16 protein-coding genes are annotated in these 19,717 nt (G+C 59.7%); all 16 read left to right on the top strand.

The window, feature by feature from the left end; genetic code table 11:
- The first annotated feature begins 63 nt into the window (after window positions 1-63).
- On the top strand, window positions 64-822 hold the full coding sequence (locus GXM22_RS12520; RefSeq protein ID WP_005935410.1) for a twin-arginine translocation signal domain-containing protein: 759 nt from the start codon (window positions 64-66) through the stop codon (window positions 820-822).
- 16 nt (window positions 823-838) lie between these two features.
- Window positions 839-2,368 carry a hypothetical protein gene (locus GXM22_RS12515; RefSeq protein ID WP_035394861.1) on the top strand — a complete coding sequence of 510 codons (1,530 nt, stop codon included), beginning with the start codon at window positions 839-841 and terminating at the stop codon, window positions 2,366-2,368.
- Window positions 2,369-2,387: 19 nt separating this feature from the next.
- On the top strand, window positions 2,388-3,944 hold the full coding sequence (locus GXM22_RS12510; RefSeq protein ID WP_005935416.1) for a hypothetical protein: 1,557 nt from the start codon (window positions 2,388-2,390) through the stop codon (window positions 3,942-3,944).
- 37 nt (window positions 3,945-3,981) lie between these two features.
- On the top strand, window positions 3,982-5,538 hold the full coding sequence (locus GXM22_RS12505; RefSeq protein ID WP_005935419.1) for a hypothetical protein: 1,557 nt from the start codon (window positions 3,982-3,984) through the stop codon (window positions 5,536-5,538).
- Window positions 5,539-5,610: 72 nt separating this feature from the next.
- Window positions 5,611-7,047 (top strand): SPFH domain-containing protein, encoded by a 1,437-nt coding sequence (locus tag GXM22_RS12500; RefSeq protein ID WP_097773359.1) that lies wholly within the window; start codon window positions 5,611-5,613, stop codon window positions 7,045-7,047.
- A gap of 28 nt (window positions 7,048-7,075) precedes the next feature.
- Window positions 7,076-7,942 carry a DUF4428 domain-containing protein gene (locus tag GXM22_RS12495; protein ID WP_005935430.1) on the top strand — a complete coding sequence of 289 codons (867 nt, stop codon included), beginning with the start codon at window positions 7,076-7,078 and terminating at the stop codon, window positions 7,940-7,942.
- 20 nt (window positions 7,943-7,962) lie between these two features.
- Window positions 7,963-9,054 (top strand): twin-arginine translocation signal domain-containing protein, encoded by a 1,092-nt coding sequence (locus tag GXM22_RS12490; protein WP_005935432.1) that lies wholly within the window; start codon window positions 7,963-7,965, stop codon window positions 9,052-9,054.
- Between the two features lie 89 nt (window positions 9,055-9,143).
- Complete coding sequence (locus GXM22_RS12485; RefSeq protein WP_005935435.1) at window positions 9,144-10,235, top strand: TFIIB-type zinc ribbon-containing protein; 1,092 nt, start codon at window positions 9,144-9,146, stop codon at window positions 10,233-10,235.
- A gap of 14 nt (window positions 10,236-10,249) precedes the next feature.
- Entirely contained in the window at window positions 10,250-11,098 is an 849-nt protein-coding gene (locus GXM22_RS12480) for a TPM domain-containing protein (RefSeq protein WP_005935438.1), read from the top strand.
- A gap of 13 nt (window positions 11,099-11,111) precedes the next feature.
- Window positions 11,112-11,543, top strand: a complete 432-nt coding sequence (locus tag GXM22_RS12475; protein WP_005935441.1) for a hypothetical protein — start codon at window positions 11,112-11,114, stop codon at window positions 11,541-11,543.
- Between the two features lie 33 nt (window positions 11,544-11,576).
- Complete coding sequence (locus GXM22_RS12470; protein ID WP_005935445.1) at window positions 11,577-12,122, top strand: DUF6935 domain-containing protein; 546 nt, start codon at window positions 11,577-11,579, stop codon at window positions 12,120-12,122.
- A gap of 1 nt (window position 12,123) precedes the next feature.
- Window positions 12,124-12,744 (top strand): hypothetical protein, encoded by a 621-nt coding sequence (locus GXM22_RS12465; protein ID WP_005935448.1) that lies wholly within the window; start codon window positions 12,124-12,126, stop codon window positions 12,742-12,744.
- Between the two features lie 35 nt (window positions 12,745-12,779).
- Window positions 12,780-13,844 carry a hypothetical protein gene (locus GXM22_RS12460; protein WP_005935452.1) on the top strand — a complete coding sequence of 355 codons (1,065 nt, stop codon included), beginning with the start codon at window positions 12,780-12,782 and terminating at the stop codon, window positions 13,842-13,844.
- Window positions 13,845-13,876: 32 nt separating this feature from the next.
- Window positions 13,877-15,364 carry a bifunctional metallophosphatase/5'-nucleotidase gene (locus GXM22_RS12455; RefSeq protein ID WP_005935454.1) on the top strand — a complete coding sequence of 496 codons (1,488 nt, stop codon included), beginning with the start codon at window positions 13,877-13,879 and terminating at the stop codon, window positions 15,362-15,364.
- A 100-nt stretch (window positions 15,365-15,464) separates the two neighbouring features.
- Window positions 15,465-18,269, top strand: coding sequence for a leucine-rich repeat domain-containing protein (locus tag GXM22_RS12450; RefSeq protein WP_005935457.1), 2,805 nt, complete (start codon window positions 15,465-15,467; stop codon window positions 18,267-18,269).
- 532 nt (window positions 18,270-18,801) lie between these two features.
- Complete coding sequence (locus GXM22_RS12440) at window positions 18,802-19,716, top strand: DUF6017 domain-containing protein (RefSeq protein ID WP_005935463.1); 915 nt, start codon at window positions 18,802-18,804, stop codon at window positions 19,714-19,716.
- Window position 19,717 lies beyond the last annotated feature (1 nt).

The raw sequence follows: 19,717 nt of genomic DNA, 5'->3' as shown, positions 1-19,717 counted from the left end.
TTCCCCCTTTTGCCCCGGGCACACTCCCCCTGTGTCCGGGGCTTTATAGAAAGGAGCACCCCCATGAAACGATACGACCGACGGACGTTCCTCAAGCTCTCCGGCGCATCGGCGGTGATGCTGGCCCTGAGCGCCTGTGAGGACGAGGGCTTTGGCGGTTCCGGTGCGTCGGACATCCCGGACTCCGGCAGCTCCCTCCCCCCCTCTGCCTACGACCCCTTTTACAGTGGGGAGATCACCACCCTTGGCCCTCCGCTTCCGGAGGCTCCCGATTCGCCCCCTATTCCGGTGATCCGGGACGGCAGAAAGATCTTTGAGATCATCAATGCCGAGCTGACCCGGCGGAAGGTGCAGTACTTCAAACTGCAGTACAATGCGGGTCTGGAACACTCCATTCAGTCCGAAATGCAGATGTTTGTGGACTACGACACTCCTTCCTTCTCCGCAGAGGAAGGGCTGGAAGCCCGGATGAACGGCGATTATGTGGATGGAATGTGGGCTGGCTTTGATGAGGGCGGTTATGGATGGGGCAGAGGCTCCACCGGCTTCATCCGGAGCATCCACCACAACTGCTATGGCATCCAGCTGGACCATTACAGAGAGAAACGCTACTATCTGGACCGGCCCTACCCGGCCAATCAGGCCCAGTTCAAGGCCCTGATGGATGAGCTGGAAGGAAAATTCAATTATGCCCCGGGCCCCATGGACTCTCAGGAAGTGGACGTGTTCGACATCGGCATCACCGTGGCGGATGTTCAGGGCAAGACCTACTGGGCGGCCTATATCATGCGTACGCCAGAAAACCCCACCAACGATGAATGACGAAAAGGAGACAGCCATGAAACACAAACGTTTTGCTGCTGTGGTTCTGGCGGCGGCTCTCTGGCTGACCGGCTGCGGCGGCGCAGCGGCCCCCGCTGCCCCCGCAAACTCCGGTGCAGCTGCCAAAAGCACCGCAAGCACGGCAGTGCAGACAGCCCAGAAGGAGCGCATCACCGATCAGTTCGCGCTGGAAAAGAACGTTTCGGGCGTGTGGGGAGAGGAAGAGGTGCAGTACATTTCCGTCCATGTGCCGCAGCTGGAATGCGACAGCCCGGATGCCGTAAGCCTGAACAAGGATCTTGCCGCCATCTATGCGGCGGATTTCCGGGAATATGAGGCCTACGAGGAGGCCGGGCAGCCGGGCGGCGAGTACCCGCAGATCGGTGTGGGCTGGGATGCCTACTGGTACGGCGACTGCGTCAGCCTGGTGGTGCGCAGCCGCTACGGCGGCACCGCCCCGTGGCGTTACAGCGGCTGGTGCTTCGATTTTGCCACCGGCCAGCAGATCACCGTGGCCGAGATGCTGCAGCGCATGGGTCTGGACCCGGACACCGTGCAGGAGCAGGTGCAGCGGCAGGCCATGCAGGCCTTTGACCGGGAGATGGCGCAGGGCGCGTATTACGAGGGCCTGCGTCTCGGCGGAGAGCTTTCGCAAATGCGAATGGACACGCTGGAATACAATGAACTGGAAAACCTGTGCCTGCTTTTGCCACAGCAGGATCAGCTGGTGCTCCGTGGAAAGTACAGCTGTGAAGAAGGCTGGCAGCAGCTGGATATGGAGATCCCGCTGACCTCCGCCGCCCCCGCCGATCCCCCGGTGCTGACCGATACCTACGATGGTGTGCAGGTGCAGCTGGAGGGAACGCAGGCCGCCATCACCCTGAGCCCCGCGCCAAAGACCGACCAATGGGGCGACATTGGCATCCGGGTGGAACAGACGCGCACCTACCCCATCCTTGGCGCTTACAATGAATATGTGGACGTGTGCATCGGGGAGCAGGAGGACGGCTTCTTCCGCCCGGTGGTCTATCTGCTGACCAAAGACGGCGTGGTGGAGTATGTGGACGTGCTGCGCTGCCTCCTGTTCGGGGATGCCATGATCTGCCAGGACCCCATCTACTTTGCCAACAACGGTGTGGCGCTGGAACTCTGCGGCAGCGAGGTGAACCTGCGCCGGGCGGATGGCTCTGTGCTGGAGCTGGCTCCCCTGTCGGCAGAGTGGAGCGCGCAGGAGATCCCCTATTCCGTCATCGGCTCCTACAACTATACCGACGAAACCGGCTGGAGCTGGATGGACCTGACCAGTGACGGCAGCGTCCAGATGGGCATGCAGGACAACAGCCGCATGGATCAGGGCGATGCCGCATATCTGGGCGTTGTGCCCGAGGGCGTGGTGCTGGGCATCTCTACGGATGCGGGGCTCAACTTTGTGGCGGCGTTCAAGATGGACCTGTACAACGAGAACCTGACCATGACCATGATCGCCGGGCAAAACCCCTTTGCCGAGGGCGAGACCCAGCTGCAGATGAACCGCAGCTACGGTTGAGAAAACAAGGAGAACCACCATGAAACACAAACGCCTTGCCGCTGCGGTGCTGGCGGCGGCGGTGGTGCTGGCGGGGTGCGGCAGCGCAGCGGCTCCCGCTGCCCCCACAGGCTCCGGCACTGTCCCCCAGAGCACCGCAGACACGGCGGTGCAGACAGCACAAAAAGACCGCATCACCGAGCAGTTCACGCTGGAAAAGACCATCCAGCTGTACGAGTGGGGCAGCGCACAGAAGTTGAACATCCATGTGCCGCAGCTTGTGTGCTACAGCCCGGACGCCGCTTATATCAACTATGAGCTTGCCGCCATGTATGCGGCAGAATTCCGAGAGTACGAGGACAGCCCGGAGATCGAGCCCCAGCAGGACGAGGGGAGCCCGGATACTTATGATACTTATATCAACTGGGATGCCTACTGGTACGGCGACTGCGTCAGCCTTGTGATGTTCCGCTACGACGGCGGTACCGATCCGGGGTATTCCCGGGGCTGGTGCTTCGATTTTGCCACCGGAAAGCAGGTCTCCGTGGCTGAAATGCTTCAGCGCATGGGGCTGGACCCGGATGCCGTGCAGCAGCAGATGCTGCGCGAGGCCATGCAGACCTTTGACCGGAATATGGCGCAGGGCGGCTACTACGAGGGCCTGCGCAGCGGCGGCAATCTGGCAAGCATGCGGATGAACACGCTGGAAAACAACCAGCTGGATGACCTGTGCCTGCTGCTGCCGGAGCAGGACCGGCTGGTGCTCCGGGGCGGGTGCAGCTCCCCCGCCGGGTGGGGCTGGCGGCAGCTGGATGTGGAGATCCCGCTGACCCCCGCCGACACCCCGGTGCTGACCGATACTTACGGCAGCGCTTCGGTGCAGCTGGAAGGAACCCAGGGCACCGTCACCCTCCGCCGCACGCCGGAGACCGCCGCATGGGACGCGGATTACGGCATCCGGCTGGAACAGGACCGCACCTACCCCATCCTTGGCATCTATAATGAGTATGTGGATGTGTGCATCGGAGAACTGGGCGCGTCCTTCCACCCGGTGGTCTATCTGCTGACCAGGGACGGCGTGGTGGAGTATGTGGATGTGCTGCACTGCCTTATGTTCGGCAGCGCTCTGGTCTGCCAGGACCCCATCTACATTGCAAACAACGGCGTGGCGCTGGAACGCAGCGGCAAAGAGGTAATTCTGCATCAGGAGGATGGCTCTGTGCTGGAGCTGGCTCCCCTGACAGCAGAGTGGAACATGCAGGAGATCCCCTCGGAGGCCGTCGGTGCCTTCAACGACATGTCTGACAACCAGTTTGACTGGATGGACGTGGAAAGCAACGGTTCCGTCCAGATGGGCGTGCAGGACAACAACGTTTTCTATCAGGGCTACGCCGACTATCTGGGCGTGGTGCCGGAGGGCATGGTGCTGGGCGTCTCTACCAGCGAGACGGCAGACGGGATGCCGGGCATCACCTTTGTGGCGGCGGTGAAGTACGACCTGTACAACGAGACCCTGAACCTTACCATGATCGCCGGGCAAAACCCCTTTGCCGAGGGCGAGACCCAGCTGCAGCTGATCCGCTGCCCGGATCCCTGACCCCGGCGGGAGCCGCTGAGAACACAGGAGAACCACCATGAAACACAAAGCATTCCGCTGGATACCGGCAGTTTTGCTGGCAGCGCTGCTGGCGGGCTGCGGGGCAAAGACCGCAGCCTCTGCCCGCCCGGCTGGCAGCCGGGAGCTGAAATCGACCCCGCCGGATTCCATGCACGCCACCGGGATGATCACCGAGCAGTACACCCTTGAAAAGGTGGTGCAGGCGGAAAACGGCGGCAAGGTCCGGTTGAACATCCATCTGCCCCGGCTGGAAAGCGACAGCGCCGATGCTGCCCGCATCAACGCTGAGATCGCCCAGCTCTACGAATACGATGTGCAGGAGTACGCAGACTGCCCGGCGGCAGCCGACCCAGATTCGTGGGACATCTGCATTGAGATGAACTGGAACGCCAGCTGGTACGGCGACTGCGTCAGCCTTGTGGTCAGCAGCTGCTATGGCGGTACGGATGCACCCTTCCATTGGGGCTGGTGCTTTGACTTTGACAGCGGAAAACAGCTGACCGTCACCCAGATGCTGCAGCGCATGGGGGCAGACCCCGCTGCGCTGGAAGAGGCGCTTTACCGCGACGTGAAGCGCCGGGATGAGCTGGACCGTCAAGCCGCCATCGAGAGAGGAATGCTGCCCCCCGGCAGCCTGAAAGAGGGAAACACCGCATGGTGGACTTCGCTGGACGAGCTGCCGGTTTCGTTTGACGAAGCGGGGAACGTTACCTTTCTCATCCGCCGGTTCAGCGCCTCCGGGGAGGAGTACGTGACCGATGCCCCGACCATCCCGCTGGACGCACAGCCGCTGCCACCGGACTGGGAGTGGCAGGTGCTGGCCGAGTGGATGGCAGTCACGGCGGTGACGCAGGGTGAAAGCTGTGTCCCCGCCGACCGCAACGAAAGCTTTACCTTGCGGCTGGAAAAGGCCGAGATCACCGGCACGGTGACCGTCTCCTTCATCCGGGAAACATACGTCAGCCCGCAGATCCAGTCCGCTGCCGAGACCCGCACCGGAGAGCTGAATGCCGGCGCTGTGACCGGCTGGGACGGGGAAAAAAGTCAGGGCTGGAACCTGACATGCCTCAGCGAGGACGGCAGAAGCCGCTGGACCATCTCCATGATGGAGGACCGCTCGCTGCGGATGCAGTCCACCGGCCCCAAAAAGGGCAGTGAGGTCTGGTACGTTTTTCAGCGCACCGAGGCGTGGGACGACATCGGCTACACCGCCATCCCCCGCAGGCTGTGGGGCACTTACCGCGCCGGAGACGAGGCCGCAAAGGGCATCCGCTGGATGACCTTCCTGCCGGACGGCAGCTGCTGCATGAGCGTGGAATGGGACGGGTGGAACGGCACCCTGACCGGCACCGCCGAGGGAACACAGGGCCGCACCGAGGACGGTACCGAGCTGTACTTCACGCTGACCGACCAGAACGGCAGGCCCTGCGAGTTCTGGGCCATTTTGCTGAACGATGACGGCAGCCCCAGCGGTTGCAGCCTGAAATACCGCGCCGGAGAAGTGCTGTTTGACCGGGACACGCGTCCCATTTACTGGAAAAACGACTCCCCGGATCTAACCCTTGTACCGTGACCGAAACCGGAAACCGTGCGATAACAAAAAAGTTATCGTTTACACAAATAAAACATACAGGAGGAAATTACTATGGGTCTTATCAAAGCAGGTATGGGTGCACTGGGCGGAACTCTTGCAGACCAGTGGAAGGAATTTTTCTACTGCGACGCTCTGGATAAGGATGTGCTGATGGTCAAGGGCCAGAAGCGCACTTCCCGCCGCAGCTCCAACAATGGCGAGGACAACATCATCACCAGTGGCAGCGGCATCGCCGTGGCAGACGGCCAGTGTATGCTCATCGTGGAGCAGGGCCGCGTGGTGGAGGTGTGCGCGGAGCCGGGCGAGTTCACTTTCGATTCGTCCACCGAGCCCAGCGTCTTCACCGGAAACTTCGGCGACAGTCTGGCGCAGACATTCCAGACCGTGGCCAAGCGCTTTACCTACGGCGGCGACACGGGCAAGGACCAGCGGGTGTACTACATCAACACCAAGGAACTGGGCGAGATCCTGTACGGCACCGCCACCCCCATTCCCTTCCGGGTGGTGGTCAGCGAGGAGCGGGGCTACAAGCTCTCGGTGAACCTGCGGTGCAACGGCAGCTTCACCTGCCGCATCTGCGACCCGCTGCTGTTCTACACCAACGTGTGCAGCAACGTCTCCACCCAGTATGACGCATCGGAGATCGCACCCCGGCTGAAGAGCGAGCTGATGAACGCCCTGCAGCCTGCCCTTGCCACCCTTTCGGCCAACAAGGTGCAGTATTACGAGATCCCTGCCCACACGCTGGAGATCTCCGAGGCGCTCAACGAGCAACTGTCGAATGTCTGGCGCAAAAAGCGGGGCATTGAGGTGTTCTCCTTCAACATCAACTCCCTGTCCATCCCGGAGGAGCAGCAGAAGAAGATCACAGAGTGGGAAGAAAACGCCATGACCACCGACCCCACCACCGCTGCCGCCCGTCTGGTGGGCGGCCAGATCGATGCCATGAAGACCGCCGCCGGCAACACCGCCGGTGCCATGACCGGCTTTATGGGCATGGGCATGGCGGCCGGTGCAGGCGGCATGGGCGGCATGAGCGCCCAGAACCTGTTCGCCATGGGCCAGCAGGCCCATCCGGACAGCGTGGACGCGCCCCAGCAGGTCAGCCGTCCCGCACCCGCCCCGGCGGACAGCTGGCAGTGCAGCTGCGGCGCTACCGTTACCGGCAAATTCTGCCCGGAATGCGGCAGCAAAAAGCCGGAGCCGAAGCCCGCTGCGGACAGCTGGACCTGCAGCTGCGGTGCTACCGTTACGGGTAAGTTCTGCCCGGAGTGTGGCAAGCCCCGCCCGGCGGCAGCAGAAGGCTGGACTTGCAGCTGCGGCGCAGTGAACAAGGGCCGCTTCTGCTCCGAGTGCGGCAAACCAAAGCCCGCCGGTACGCCCAAGTATAAGTGCGACAAATGCGGCTGGGAGCCGGCAGACCCCGCTCACCCGCCCAAGTTCTGCCCGGAGTGCGGCGACCCCTTTGACGACAGCGACCGGACCTGACAATACAGAGCAATGAAAGGAGCATACCATGATGGGATTCTTTTCCAACCTGTTCGCAAAACAGAACTGTGCCGTCTGCGGCAAGGAGTGCGGCACCCTGCACCGCTCCAAGCTCCGGGACGGACAGTTCCTCTGCGATGACTGTGGCAACAAGTGCTCCAAATATATCCGGCTCAGTGAGCTGACGCTGGACGAAGCAAAGGAGCACATGGAGTACATGGCCCGGATGAAGCGGGTGTTCGACGAGGTGTTCGACAAGACCGAGTTCCGGGTCAACGCATACCCCTCCACCCCGACGCAAATGGGGCTGGTGTTCTGCGATGAGCTTGGAATGCTGTACATCGACGACCGCACCGGCGGCCGGGGCAAGATGCCGGAGCTGATCCGCTACGACCAGATCGCCAGCTATGAGGAGTATCTGGACGAGACCCCCGCCAAGGAGCCGGGCCAGGAACCCACCCTCAACGGCGGCGGCCTGAAGATCCGTCTGGTGCAGCCCCGCGGCATCACCGAGGCCCAGACCCAGCGGGGTATGCGTCCCCACCCCTACATCAAGCAGGAGCTGGTCATCTGCTTCAGCAAGCGGGACCGGCGGGAGATCGGCTATGCCCACATCGCACGGCAGCATCTGGACCACATCTTCGGGGTCCACGATAATGAGACCAGCATGTTCGGCCGCCGGATGTCCAAGGCCGAGGAACGGGAGCTGAAGGGCCAGATGGGTATGATCGGTGCCATGGGTGCCGTGGCATCTGCCGCCATGAAGGGCGGGCAGCTCTCTGAGCAGGAAAAGGCCCAGTTCGTGGAGAACATCAATCTGGCCAACGATGCCCAGACCGGCGGCATGGCATTGTACAGCCGCCGTGCTGACGAAGCCTTTGCAAAAGTGCAGTGACCCCAAAAGGAGGAACGGATATGAGAAAGATTCAGCGCAGAGATTTCCTCAAGGCCATGGGCCTTGCCACCGCCGCCCTCGGGCTGACCGCCTGCGGCGGCTCCGGTGCCGCCAGCGCTTCCAGCGTTTCCAGTGCACCGGCTTCCAGCAGCAGTGCCCCGTCCGCTTCGGCACAGCCGGAAGCAGCAGGGGAGAAGGCTGCCCCCACGGGGGCCCTTGTGGCCCAGTTCAAAACCGGGGAACTGACCATCGGCGAATACACCTTCAAGGCGCAGTACATCCCCTTTGATGTCCGCCGCGAGGTAGGCGGTGCCTATCATTTGATCCACGCGGACAGCTACCGGGGCAATTACTTCTTCAGCTTCTACAACGAGGACGATGAAAAGCAGTCTGCCAAGATCTTCGAGTATGCCATCAAGGATGACCGGCTGACCCCGGTGGCAGAGTACAACATTGACGGCAGCAACGCCCTCAGCATCGACCGCAATGGCATCCTGTATGCCATGGACACCTTTGACGTCTACTGCTACGATCTGAACAGCAGCGACCCGGAGGAGCCCGGCGACGCACTGGACTACTCGGGCAGCTGCTATTCCTCCAAGGACCGGGATCTGACCGTGATCTACTGGACCAACTCCGCGCCGGTGCTGGTGCAGGACGGCGAGTACACCGAGCTGACGCTGGAAGGGGATAACGAGATCGGACCCTTCTGCAGCATGTCCTCCCTGAACCTCAGCGGGGACGAGCTGCTGACGGTGGGCGAGCTGGAATCCAGCGGCGATGATTACTTTGCTGCCTTTGATCTGGACGGCAATGAGCTGGCCCGCAGCTCGCAGCCGGTGGGCAGCTTTGACGCCGTGATGATGAAGCGCCCCAACGGCTATCTGCTGGACACGGGCTATGTGTGGGAGCTGTACGGGCCGGACGGCACTTTTTTGGAAAAGTCCCTTCCCGTGGGCGAGCGCGAGACCCTGTGCCAGCTGTGCGGCGACTTCTGCACCTTTGACGTCTTTTTGCCGCTGGAGGAAAACGCTTTCCTGGCAGTGGGCCACCACGGCAAAGCCACCGAGCCGGACGAGCCGGTGGTGTTCCGCATCACTACGGATTTCTGAGCCGACCGCTTCGGCGGGAAGACCAACACAAAAACAGCGGGGCCGGGGAAGAGCCCCCGGCCCCCTTTGGAACAACAGGAGGAAACGCTATGGCAGGAATGCTGGAATACAAGTGCCCCTGCTGCGATGGCGCCATCCAATTTGACAGCGCCACCCAGAAGATGAAATGCCCTTACTGTGACACCGAGTTCGACGTGGATACCCTCAAGGGCTACGACGAGGAACTGAAGGACGAAAAGCCCAGCGAGATGGAGTGGACCACCCCCGGCGGCAGCTGGGCAGAAGGGGAGACCGCCGGTCTGCACACTTACAGCTGCAAGAGCTGCGGCGGCGAGATCGTGGGCGACGACACCATGGCGGCTTCGGCCTGCCCCTTCTGCGGCAACCCCATCGTCCTCACCGGACAGTTTGCCGGGGCGCTGCGGCCCGACCTCATCATCCCCTTCAAGCTGGACAAAAAGGCCGCCAAGGCCAAATTGCAGGAGCACCTCAAGGGCAAGACCCTGCTGCCCCGGGTGTTCCGCAGCCAGAACCACATCGACGAGGTCAAGGGCGTGTATGTGCCCTTCTGGCTCTTTGACAGCGATGCCGACGCTCAGCTGCGGTTCACCGCCACCCGGACCCGCAGCTGGTCGGACAGCAAGTACGACTACACCGAGACCAACTACTACTCTGTCCGGCGGGACGGCACCCTGGGCTTTGACGCGGTGCCCGTGGACGGCTCCTCCAAGATCGAGGATGACCTGATGGAATCCATCGAGCCCTTTGCCATGCAGGATGCCATCCCCTTCCAGACCGCCTATCTGGCAGGCTATGTGGCGGACAAATATGATGTGACCGCCGAGGACAGCATCGAGCGGGCCAACAGGCGCATCCGCCGCTCCACCGAGGAAACGTTCCAGCAGACCGTTACCGGTTACGATTCGGTCAAGGTGGAAAACAGCAGCATCCAGCTCCATGGCGGCAAGGCAAAGTACGCGCTGTTCCCGGTCTGGCTGCTGAGCACCAGCTGGCGGGGCGAGAACTACCTGTTTGCCATGAACGGACAGACCGGCAAATTCGTGGGCGACCTGCCCGTGGACAAGGGCGCTGCCCGCAAGTGGATGCTGGGCCTTACGGCTGCCCTTTCCGCCGCGTCCTACGGCGTGATGTGGCTGCTGTGGCTGGCACGGATCCTGTAAAGGAGGGACGAACGATGAAAAAGACTTCCAAACGCCTGCGCTCCCTCTTTGCGGCGCTGGCAGCACTGGTGCTTGCGGTGCTCCTGACCGTTCCGGCATTTGCGGTGGAGGGCGGCTTTGCCGACCTGTACTACCGCATGAACGACAGCGCGGATGTCCTGACTGCAGAAGAGGACAGCGAGCTGGAGGATGCACTGGAGGAGCTGAGCCTCCGCCAGAGCTTCGATGTGACCATTGCCACCGTTGAGTCGCTGGAAAGCGTGGGGTACGACAGCATGGAGGCCTATGCCGATGACCTCTATGATTACTGTCAGTTCGGCTACGGCCCCGATATGGACGGCGTGCTGCTGCTGGTGAGCGTGGGCGACCGCAAATGGCACATCTCCACCTGCGGCTACGGCATCACCGCCTTTACGGATGCCGGCATCCAGTACCTTGGCGAACAGATGAAGCCCTTTATGGCGGAGGGGGACTACGCCGCCGCCTTCCGCACCTTTGTCCAGTGGTCGGATACTTACATCGACGCTGCCCGGGCGGGCCGCCCCTATGATGTAAAGACCCTGCCCCGGGACCCGCTTTCCCCCATGTACCTGGTCCTTGCGGTGGGCATCGGCCTTGTGCTGGCATGGGTCGTCGTCAGCGTAATGAAAAGCCAGCTGCGCAGCGTGGCGTTCCAGGAGAACGCCGCCAGCTATGTGCGGGAGGGCAGCATGAACCTGACCAACAGCCGGGAGCTGTTCCTGTACCGTGATGTGCACCGCACCGAGCGGCCGAAGGAGTCCAGCTCCAGCGATTCCGGCGGCAGCTCCACCCACACCTCTTCCAGCGGCACCACCCACGGCGGCGGAGGCGGCTCGTTCTGAAAGGAGGAACCTTATGAACCCTTATCTTTCGGAAAAAGCCCGCGGCGAGATTCCCCGTGTCCTCAAATGGCTGCGGAACGCGGGGCTTGCCTTCTGCGTGTTCTGCTCCTTTGGCGGGCTGTATACCCTCTGCCTGAGTTTGCAGGATAAGGACTATTCCTACATCGGAGGCTATGTATTCTGGATCGTGGTGGGGGCTGTGCCCCTGGCACTGTTTGCCCGCGGAGAGGCCCGCCGCTACCATGCAAGAACCATCGCCCGGCGGGTGGAGAGCTACTCCGGGCCGGAGGGGCCCCTGCGGTGGCTGTGCAACAGCGTTGGCATGGATGCAAAGGACCTTGCATGGTATTTTGAAAACGGCTATTTCGCAAACCTCAGTCTGGACTTGGACCAAAAGGTGGTCCGCAAACGGACCGTGCCCCGCTACGACCCGAAACGGGGCTGAACCCTTACAGCTGAAACAGAAAGGAGTATTTTCATGGGACTTTTTGATAAGATGAAACAGGCCGCTGCCACCGCCGGTGGAAACCAGACCGTCACCTTTACCTTTCAGGCTCTGCCGGAAAGCCTTGCCCAGATGCAGGAGCTGCCGGAGGCCAGCCTGGACACCCCCTTCAAGGCCGCAGCCCTCACCGTCTGCGCGCTGTGCGCCTACGGTGCCGACAAGGCCATCGGGCAGGAGATGCTCAACTGGCTGCGCGGCCCCCGCCCGCTGAACGGGCAGGACATCTCCTTTTTGAACGACCGCTTCCGGGACGGCAAGAGCTACATCCCCTTCTCCTACTTTGTGGGCGCGTCGCCGGAAAACGGCTATACCCCCCGCCAGCCCTTCACCCTTCTGGTGGGCAGCAACCACACCTCTTATGTGGAGGATGGCTATTGCAAGCTCTTCATCCCCTGCGGCGGTGCCGATGACCCCCGGCCCATCAAGCTGCGCCGCAAGGGCAACGGGCAGTGGTTTTTGTGGGAGCAGTACCTGATGACCGGCATCCGCATCCCCACGTCTGCCGACCCGTGGGCCTGAGATGAAGGGCCTGACCATGCGGCTCTTTGCCGCCGCGCTGGCGCTGACCCTGAGCCTTGCGGGCTGCGGGCCGGTGGACGGCGACCCCATCCGCTCCGGCGCGGCAGCTTCGGACAGCGCTTCCCGGCCGGACGCTGTGACCGTGGCGCAGCTGCGGCAGCAGGCCGAACAGAACGGCAGCCTTGCCGCAGTGCTCTATCTGGGCAGCGTCCCGGAGCGCACCGCCGATGTGGACGCTGCGCTGGACAGCCTGCAGGAACAGCCGTGGCAGTTTGTTGCGGACATCCCGGCAGACCACCGGGTCGCAGCGCCGGGCGGCGGGCGGGAGTTGTACTGCCTCTTCGCTGTCAGCAGCCGGGACACCCTGTTCCTCTACGAAAAGCAGGACCACCAGTACCCGCACCAGACGGGCCGGGAGCTGTATTGCGGGCGGGATGGTCAACCCGTGCTGCTGCTGTGCAACGGCACCCCGGACACCCCCGACATCATGGCGGTGGTCTACTGCACCACCGGCCGCGCGCTGGACTGGTCGCCCCAGCTTTCCGCCTCCACCGGCAGCCCTGTGCCAGTGGAGGGCGTAGACGATTTTTCCAACCACCCAACGCCCGGCGCTGCCTCCTGAGGCGCGCCCCGGCAGGGCATGAGAAAGGAGAACCCATGAAAAACCTGAAACTTCTGGCCGCCCTGCTGGCGCTGGCCATCGGTCTGGCGGGCTGCGGCAACGGCAGCAGCACCCCCAGCTCCAAGCCCGAAAACAGGCTGGACGGAGACAACATGATCGCCTCCAACACCCAAAAGCAGGAATATGAGGAGCCGGAGGACGTGACCTACATGCGCCTTCTGGCAGGGGAGGACGAATACCGCGCCTGTGTGCTGTATCTGGGCGGCTCCTACGAGATCACCACCGATGTGCAGCAGGTGCTGGATAGCCAGACCGACCTGCGGGAGCTGTGGGGCTTTGTCTACGACATCCCGCAGGATCACTGGGTCGTGGCACCGGATGGCGGGTGCGACCTGTACTGCATCTTCCCGCAGGAGGCGCAGGCCACCCTGTTCGTCTACGAGACGAGCCTGACAGACGATGCCGAAAAACCGCTCCAGCGCGGGAAACAGCTCTATTACAGTGAGGACGGTCAGCCCATCCTGCTGCTGTGCAACATCAGCGATATCGTTCCCAACACCGAGGTGGAACTGTACCCCAGCACCGGCGAAGAGCTGGTATTCAGCCCCTTCCTTTCCGGCGAGAACGGCCATGTGGTGGAAGCCGAGGGCGTGTGCGATTTTACCATCTACCCGGAAGGGGACGACTGGATCTCCGTTGCCGACCCGTGGTCGCTGGAGGGTAACTGGCTGGAGTTCGCCCGCGACACCGACGAGGGCTATTTTGAGACCGACCCGGCAGATGCCGATGCCATGTGCTTCCTGCCCACGGATACCGAGACCGAGGGCGACCAGCTGCCCCTGACCGCCAGCTACATCACCCCCTACCCGGAGCTGAACGTGGAAGAGGCAGAGCTGTTCTACCACGATGGCACCCCGGAGGTGCCCTTCCAGTCCAATCAGGAGTGGTACGCCACCTTTACCGGGGAGGACGGCTCCCGCTACGCCGTTACGCTGGAGGACGAGGACACCCTTGCCCTGAAGTTCTATCTGGAGAACGAGGAAAGCTACATGAGCCTGGTCAGCACCGTTTACTTTGCGCGGCAGGAGGCCATGGGCTGACCGCCGCCGACCCACACCGGGAGGAATGCACCATGAAACACACCAAAAAAATCACCATCCTCCACTCCAATGATCTGCACGGAGATTTTCTGGCAGAGCAGGTGGACGAAAAACTGGTGGGCGGCGTTTCCATGCTGTCCGGCTACATCGAAAAGGTGAGGGCAGAGGAGCCCAACACCATCTACGCCATTGCAGGTGATATGTTCCGGGGCTCGGTCATCGATTCGGAGTACAAGGGCCTTTCCACCATCGAAATCATGAACGCCCTTGCCCCGGACATCGTCACCATCGGCAACCACGAGGTGGATTACGGCATCGCCCACCTGCTGTTCATCGAAAAATGTGCCCGGTTCCCCATCATCAACGCCAACCTCTACATCAAAAACACCCCCACCCGGCTGTTCACCCCCTACAAGATCCTGCGGGTGGACGGCATGAACATCCTCTTCATCGGCATCATCACGCAGGATGTCATCAACCAGACCAAATCCGAATCGCTGGTGGGCTCCTTTGTGGACACCGCCGCCGCTGCCGCCGAGGTGGGCAAGATCTGCAACGCCCACAACAGCATCGACATTGACTTCACCGTGCTGCTGACCCACATCGGCTTTGAGGAGGACCGCCACCTGGCCCGCCAGCTGGACCCGGCCTGGGGGGTGGACCTGATCATCGGCGGGCACAGCCACACCTACCTGGAACACGAGGTGGAGGAAAACGGCGTGATCATTGCACAGGCGGGCACCGGCACCGACCAGATCGGGCGCTTTGATATCATTGTGGACACCGACAACAACTGCATCGATTCCTACACATGGCGCACCGTGCCCATCTGCGCCGAGACCTGCCCCCGCAACCCTGCCATGGAGCAGGTGCTGCACCGCTTCACCAGCCAGGTGGACGAAAAGTACAGCCACATCGTAGGGCGCTTCCGCCGGGAGCTGACCCACCCCCAGCGCACCCGGGAGACCGAGCTGGGCAACCTGTTTGCGGATATCTTCACCCGCAGCCTTGGCATTGATGTCATGCTCATCGGCTCCGGCAGCATCCGGGCCGAAAAGCTGGGCCCCATTGTCACCTACGGCGACCTCATCGAGGGCTTCCCCTACGACGACGGCGTGTTCATGTTCAAGGTGACAGGCCAGCAGCTGCGCCAGATGCTCCACTACATGCTGCGGGAGGAGGCCTACACCGGCCACACCGAGTTCTACCAGCTGCCCTCCACCCTGCGGCTGCGCTACGACCGCGCCAAGGGCGACTTTGATTACTTTACCTACTGCGGCAAGGAGGTGGGTAAGGAGATCGGCGACGATGCCCTGTTCACCGTGGGCCTGCAGAACTACCACTTCAAAAACATCGAGAGCTTTTTCAACATCTCCTACGATACCATCTGCAAGATCCAGAAGCCCCGCAGCGTGGCTACCTCCTGCCAGGATATCCTGATGGAATATTTCCGGGAGCACGAGATGCTGGATGCGGCGGTGGACGGCAGAATGACCATTCTGCCCCCTGCCGGGCAATGACCGCTTTTTGAAAAAAGGGTACCCTTTTTTCGGCAGAAGCTGACGCTTCTCCCGAATGGGGCCCTGAAAAAATAAATTTTACCATAGAAAGGAGCACCCCATGAAACAACGATTCACAAAACGAACGCGCCTGGTCAGTGCTCTGCTGACACTGGCTATGGTGTTCACCTTCCAGCCCTTCAGCGCCTTTGCGGCGAGCACAGGAATTGCTTTTGATTCGCCGGATTTTGTACTGAAATTCAAGGATGCAGAATTTCAGCGCTTTCTCAAAGAAAGATGTGACACAAACCACAATGGCAAGCTCGATGCGCAGGAACTCAGCATCACAGAGATGACGATCCCTGACGATTACAAGATCAAAAATCTTGAGGGAATCCGTTTCTTTGAAGATCTCGAAACGCTGGATTGCCACGGTATCGGCTTGACAACACTTAATGTTGGCAAAAATTTCAAACTGAGGGAGCTGGATTGTTCCTATAATCAACTGAAAGAGTATTATCCTATTCTTTCAAGCGGACTGAAAATATTGAATTGCTCCCATAATAACCTGACCTACATGGATCTGGGCATTCTCCATGGGCTGAAACTTGAGGAGGTAGATTGCTCCTATAACAAAATATGGCGAATCGTAATGCGGAGCGAAGAGGAACTGGTCAAATTTGATTGTTCCAACAACGAACTGATGGCGCTGGATGTTAGCCGTTGCTACCAGCTAAAACAGTTGAATTGCTCTGTAAATCAACTGGTAGAGCTGGATGTCAAAAACCAGACTAACCTGACACTGCTGGATTGTCACCATAATGAATTGACAGAACTGGACGTAAGCCGGAATCAGAATCTGGCATCGCTGACGTGTGATGGAAATCAGCTGACAACGCTGGACTTGAGGAAGAATACCAGCTTGAGCCATCTGAGCTGTTCGGAAAACCGGCTGGCTTGTGTGGACTTTTCCAATATGGTCGGAAGCACTATAAATGCTGATGGAAACAGGCACCCTATCGCAGTCCTTACAAACGGAACGTTTGACCTGAACACTCTGCACGGCTTTAACGTGGGAAAGGCAAGCAACTGGCACGGCGGCTCTGTTTCTGGCACGATTCTGACAGTGGAAGATGGCAAGGATGAGGTGAGCTACCAATACGATTGCGGCAAGGGAGTAAAACCTACATTCATCTTTGAAACCAGTCTGCCCATCAATGAGAAAAATTTCCCTGACCCTAACTTTAGAAAGTACATCAAAAACTACAAAGCAAGTGGCAGAGATGTCCTCACGGTGGAAGAACAAAGAAAAGTCGAAAGTATCGAAGTCAAAGGATGGAACATCAGCAACTTAAAAGGCATTGAGGCGTTCCCCAACCTGAAAGAGTTGAATTGCGAAAACAATTCTATCCAGAAATTAGACCTGAGACAGAATCCAGAGTTGGAAAAATTGATATGCAATACGAATCAACTGACCCAGCTGGACCTGAGCAAGAATCCCAAAATTTACCATCTGATTTGCTCTGGGAACCAATTGAAACAGCTGGATGTATCGCATCTGAAAGATTTGGTGACGCTCGATTGCTCGCACAACGATCTGGCGCAACTGGATGTCAAAAATAGTATATTCCTGGTAACACTCAACTGTTCCGCAAATCAGTTGACAGAGCTGGACGCAGATGTGAAACATAAGACCCGTTTGGTAAGTGTGGAATGCCAAAACAACCAGCTGACAACGCTGATTCTGGGCCAAAATAAACTGCTGAAGAAACTGAATTGTGCCCATAATCAGTTGACCCAGCTGAATTTGGACAATATGAGTGCCTTGGAGGAGCTGAACTGCTTCGACAACCAGCTAACCGTGTTGGACGTAAGCAGCAGTCAAAACTTGACTAAATTGTGGCTTGGGGATAACCATCTCACCAGCCTGAATTTGGACAACAACCCGAATCTCAATTTCAGTTCTACTGATATTTACAGCGGTGAAAACGTTTACACCGTTACCCTGAACCCTGACCGTACGTTTGACCTGCGAAATCTGCCCGGGAACTTTGATGTAACCCGGGTTACAGGATGGGAGCATGGCAAAGCCAACGGGAACATTCTGACAGTCGATGAAGGCACAAACGTAGTGTACTACGCTTATAAGTGCAGAAGCGATATAATGGAAGTAAGTTTCAAACTGAATGTGACTGGCACCGGCGGCTCCACTGGTGGTGGTTCCACTGGCGGCGGCTCTACCGGCGGCTCCACTGGCGGCGACTCCACGATTCCCCCGGAGGCGGGCAAGTACCAGCTGACAGTGACCGACGGTGTTGCCACGGTGAACGGCAGCACCGGTGCTGTGCTGAACGTGAAGCCCGGCGATACGGTGACCCTGACGGCAGACACCACCAAGTTCCCGGAGAACGAGGAGTTTGGCTGGTGGGAGATCACCCCCTATGGGTCTGTTTCCAACACCCTGACGGGCCAGTACCAGCGGACCGCAACCTTTACGATGCCCAATGAAAATGTCTCTGCCCGCGCCATGTCCAAGAGCGCCGGTGTCTCCACCGGTGGCGACGACGGCGGTGGTGGCGGCGGCGCGGCCATCCTGCTGGTGGGCGGCGCAGCCGTGGCCGGTCTGGTGGGTTACGGCGTGTACAGCTATGTTTCCGAGCAGCAGCTGAAAGCCCTGCTGCCGGAGGGCGTGGCCATGCCGGAGAACCGTGCCCAGACTGCCCTGCTGCTGTGGAACACCGCAGGCCGTCCTGAGCCTGCCGAAGCCCCGGCCTTCAAGGACGTTGCAGACCCGGACACCGCCAAGGCGGCGCAGTGGTGCGTGGAGCACGGCCTGATGGACCAGAAGCTGGGCGGCCGCTTTGCCCCCGACAACTCCGACCCGGCCTACAAGACCCTGAATGCCTATCAGCAGCTGGTGGGGTAATTTCTCAGGATAACCCTCGCAGTCATTGCTCCGCAATGCCAGCTCCCCCGAAGGGGGAGCTCATAGCGGCCTTTTGATAAGGTTTTGCGAAAACCAAAACCTAGGCGCAGTGTGACCTCTCCCTTTGGGAGAGGGGGCGCGGCCTAAAAAATAAGCATCCGCAGCGCACTGCGCCTGAGCTGAAACAGCCCGGCCATGCGCTGCGGATGCTTTTGTTGTGCGGCGGGCACGCCGCCTAAAACAAAAGATCCGAACCCTTCTCTTTCGAGAAAAGGTTCGGATCTTTCTTGCTTGGTGCGAGTAGTGATACAGAACTTTTCAGAAACCATCGTAGTACAATTTGTTTTTGAGGTCATCGGATAGCAACTTGCTTGTATCGCACCCCGATGGGCAGCCGTGTTTGAAATACAGTTGCCTTTTATATACCACACAACCTAAAAATTATCAAGTACGCGCAGCGTTCACTTCTCCCATCACCGGGAGCAAATGGACGCTGCTTTTTTTGTTTGCAACGAAAGGAGGCATCCGTGAAATGGCAGTATTTCGGGTAGAAAAGAACAGCGGCTACACGGTCATGTCGAACCACCACCTGCGGAACCGGGCCTTGTCCCTGAAAGCCAAGGGCTTACTCTCCCAAATGCTCTCCCTGCCGGAAGATTGGGACTACACCCTGCAAGGGCTGGCCCGTATCAACCGGGAAAGCATTGACGCGATACGGCAGGCTATCCGGGAACTGGAACAGGCAGGCTACATCCAGCGTTCCAGAGAACGTGACGAGAAAGGACGGCTGCGCGGTGCAGACTATGTGATCTTCGAGCTGCCGCAGCCTGTTCCTGCATCGGTTTCACCTACATTGGAAAATCCAACGTTGGAGAATCCCACGCAGGAAAACCCTACGTTGGAAAATCCAATGCAATTAAATAAAGATAAACTAATTACAGAAAAACAAAAGAAAGAGGGATTAAATACCGATTCCATTCCTATCCATTCCCCAAACCCCTTGCCTTTGGACGAGGACGAGACAGCGGCATCGCTGCCGGAACGGACCGGAAGCCGAAAGGAAGCGGCCTATCAAATCTACCGGGACTTGATTTTGGAGAACATCGAGTATGATACCCTCACCCAGAATCCCCGGATAGACCGGGAGCAGCTGGACGAGATCGTGGACATCCTGCTGGAAACGGTCTGCACCAACCGCAAGTCCATCCGGGTGGCCGGGGACGATTACCCGGCAGAGCTGGTCAAGGCCAAGTTCCTGAAACTGGACAGCCATCACATCGAGTTCGTCATGGACTGCCTGCGGGATAACACCACCAAAGTCCGCAACATCAAGCAATACCTGCGGGCCATGCTTTTTAACGCGCCCAGCACCATCAACAGCTACTATGCGTTCCTTGTGGCGCACGATATGGCGCAGCCCGATTGGGGCCGCCCGCCCAACACCTGAC

It is taken from the genome of Faecalibacterium duncaniae (assembly GCF_010509575.1).
Lineage (GTDB): Bacteria > Bacillota > Clostridia > Oscillospirales > Ruminococcaceae > Faecalibacterium > Faecalibacterium duncaniae.
The sequence above is the reverse complement of the archived record's forward strand: the minus strand, read 5'-3'. Positions and strand labels throughout refer to the sequence as shown.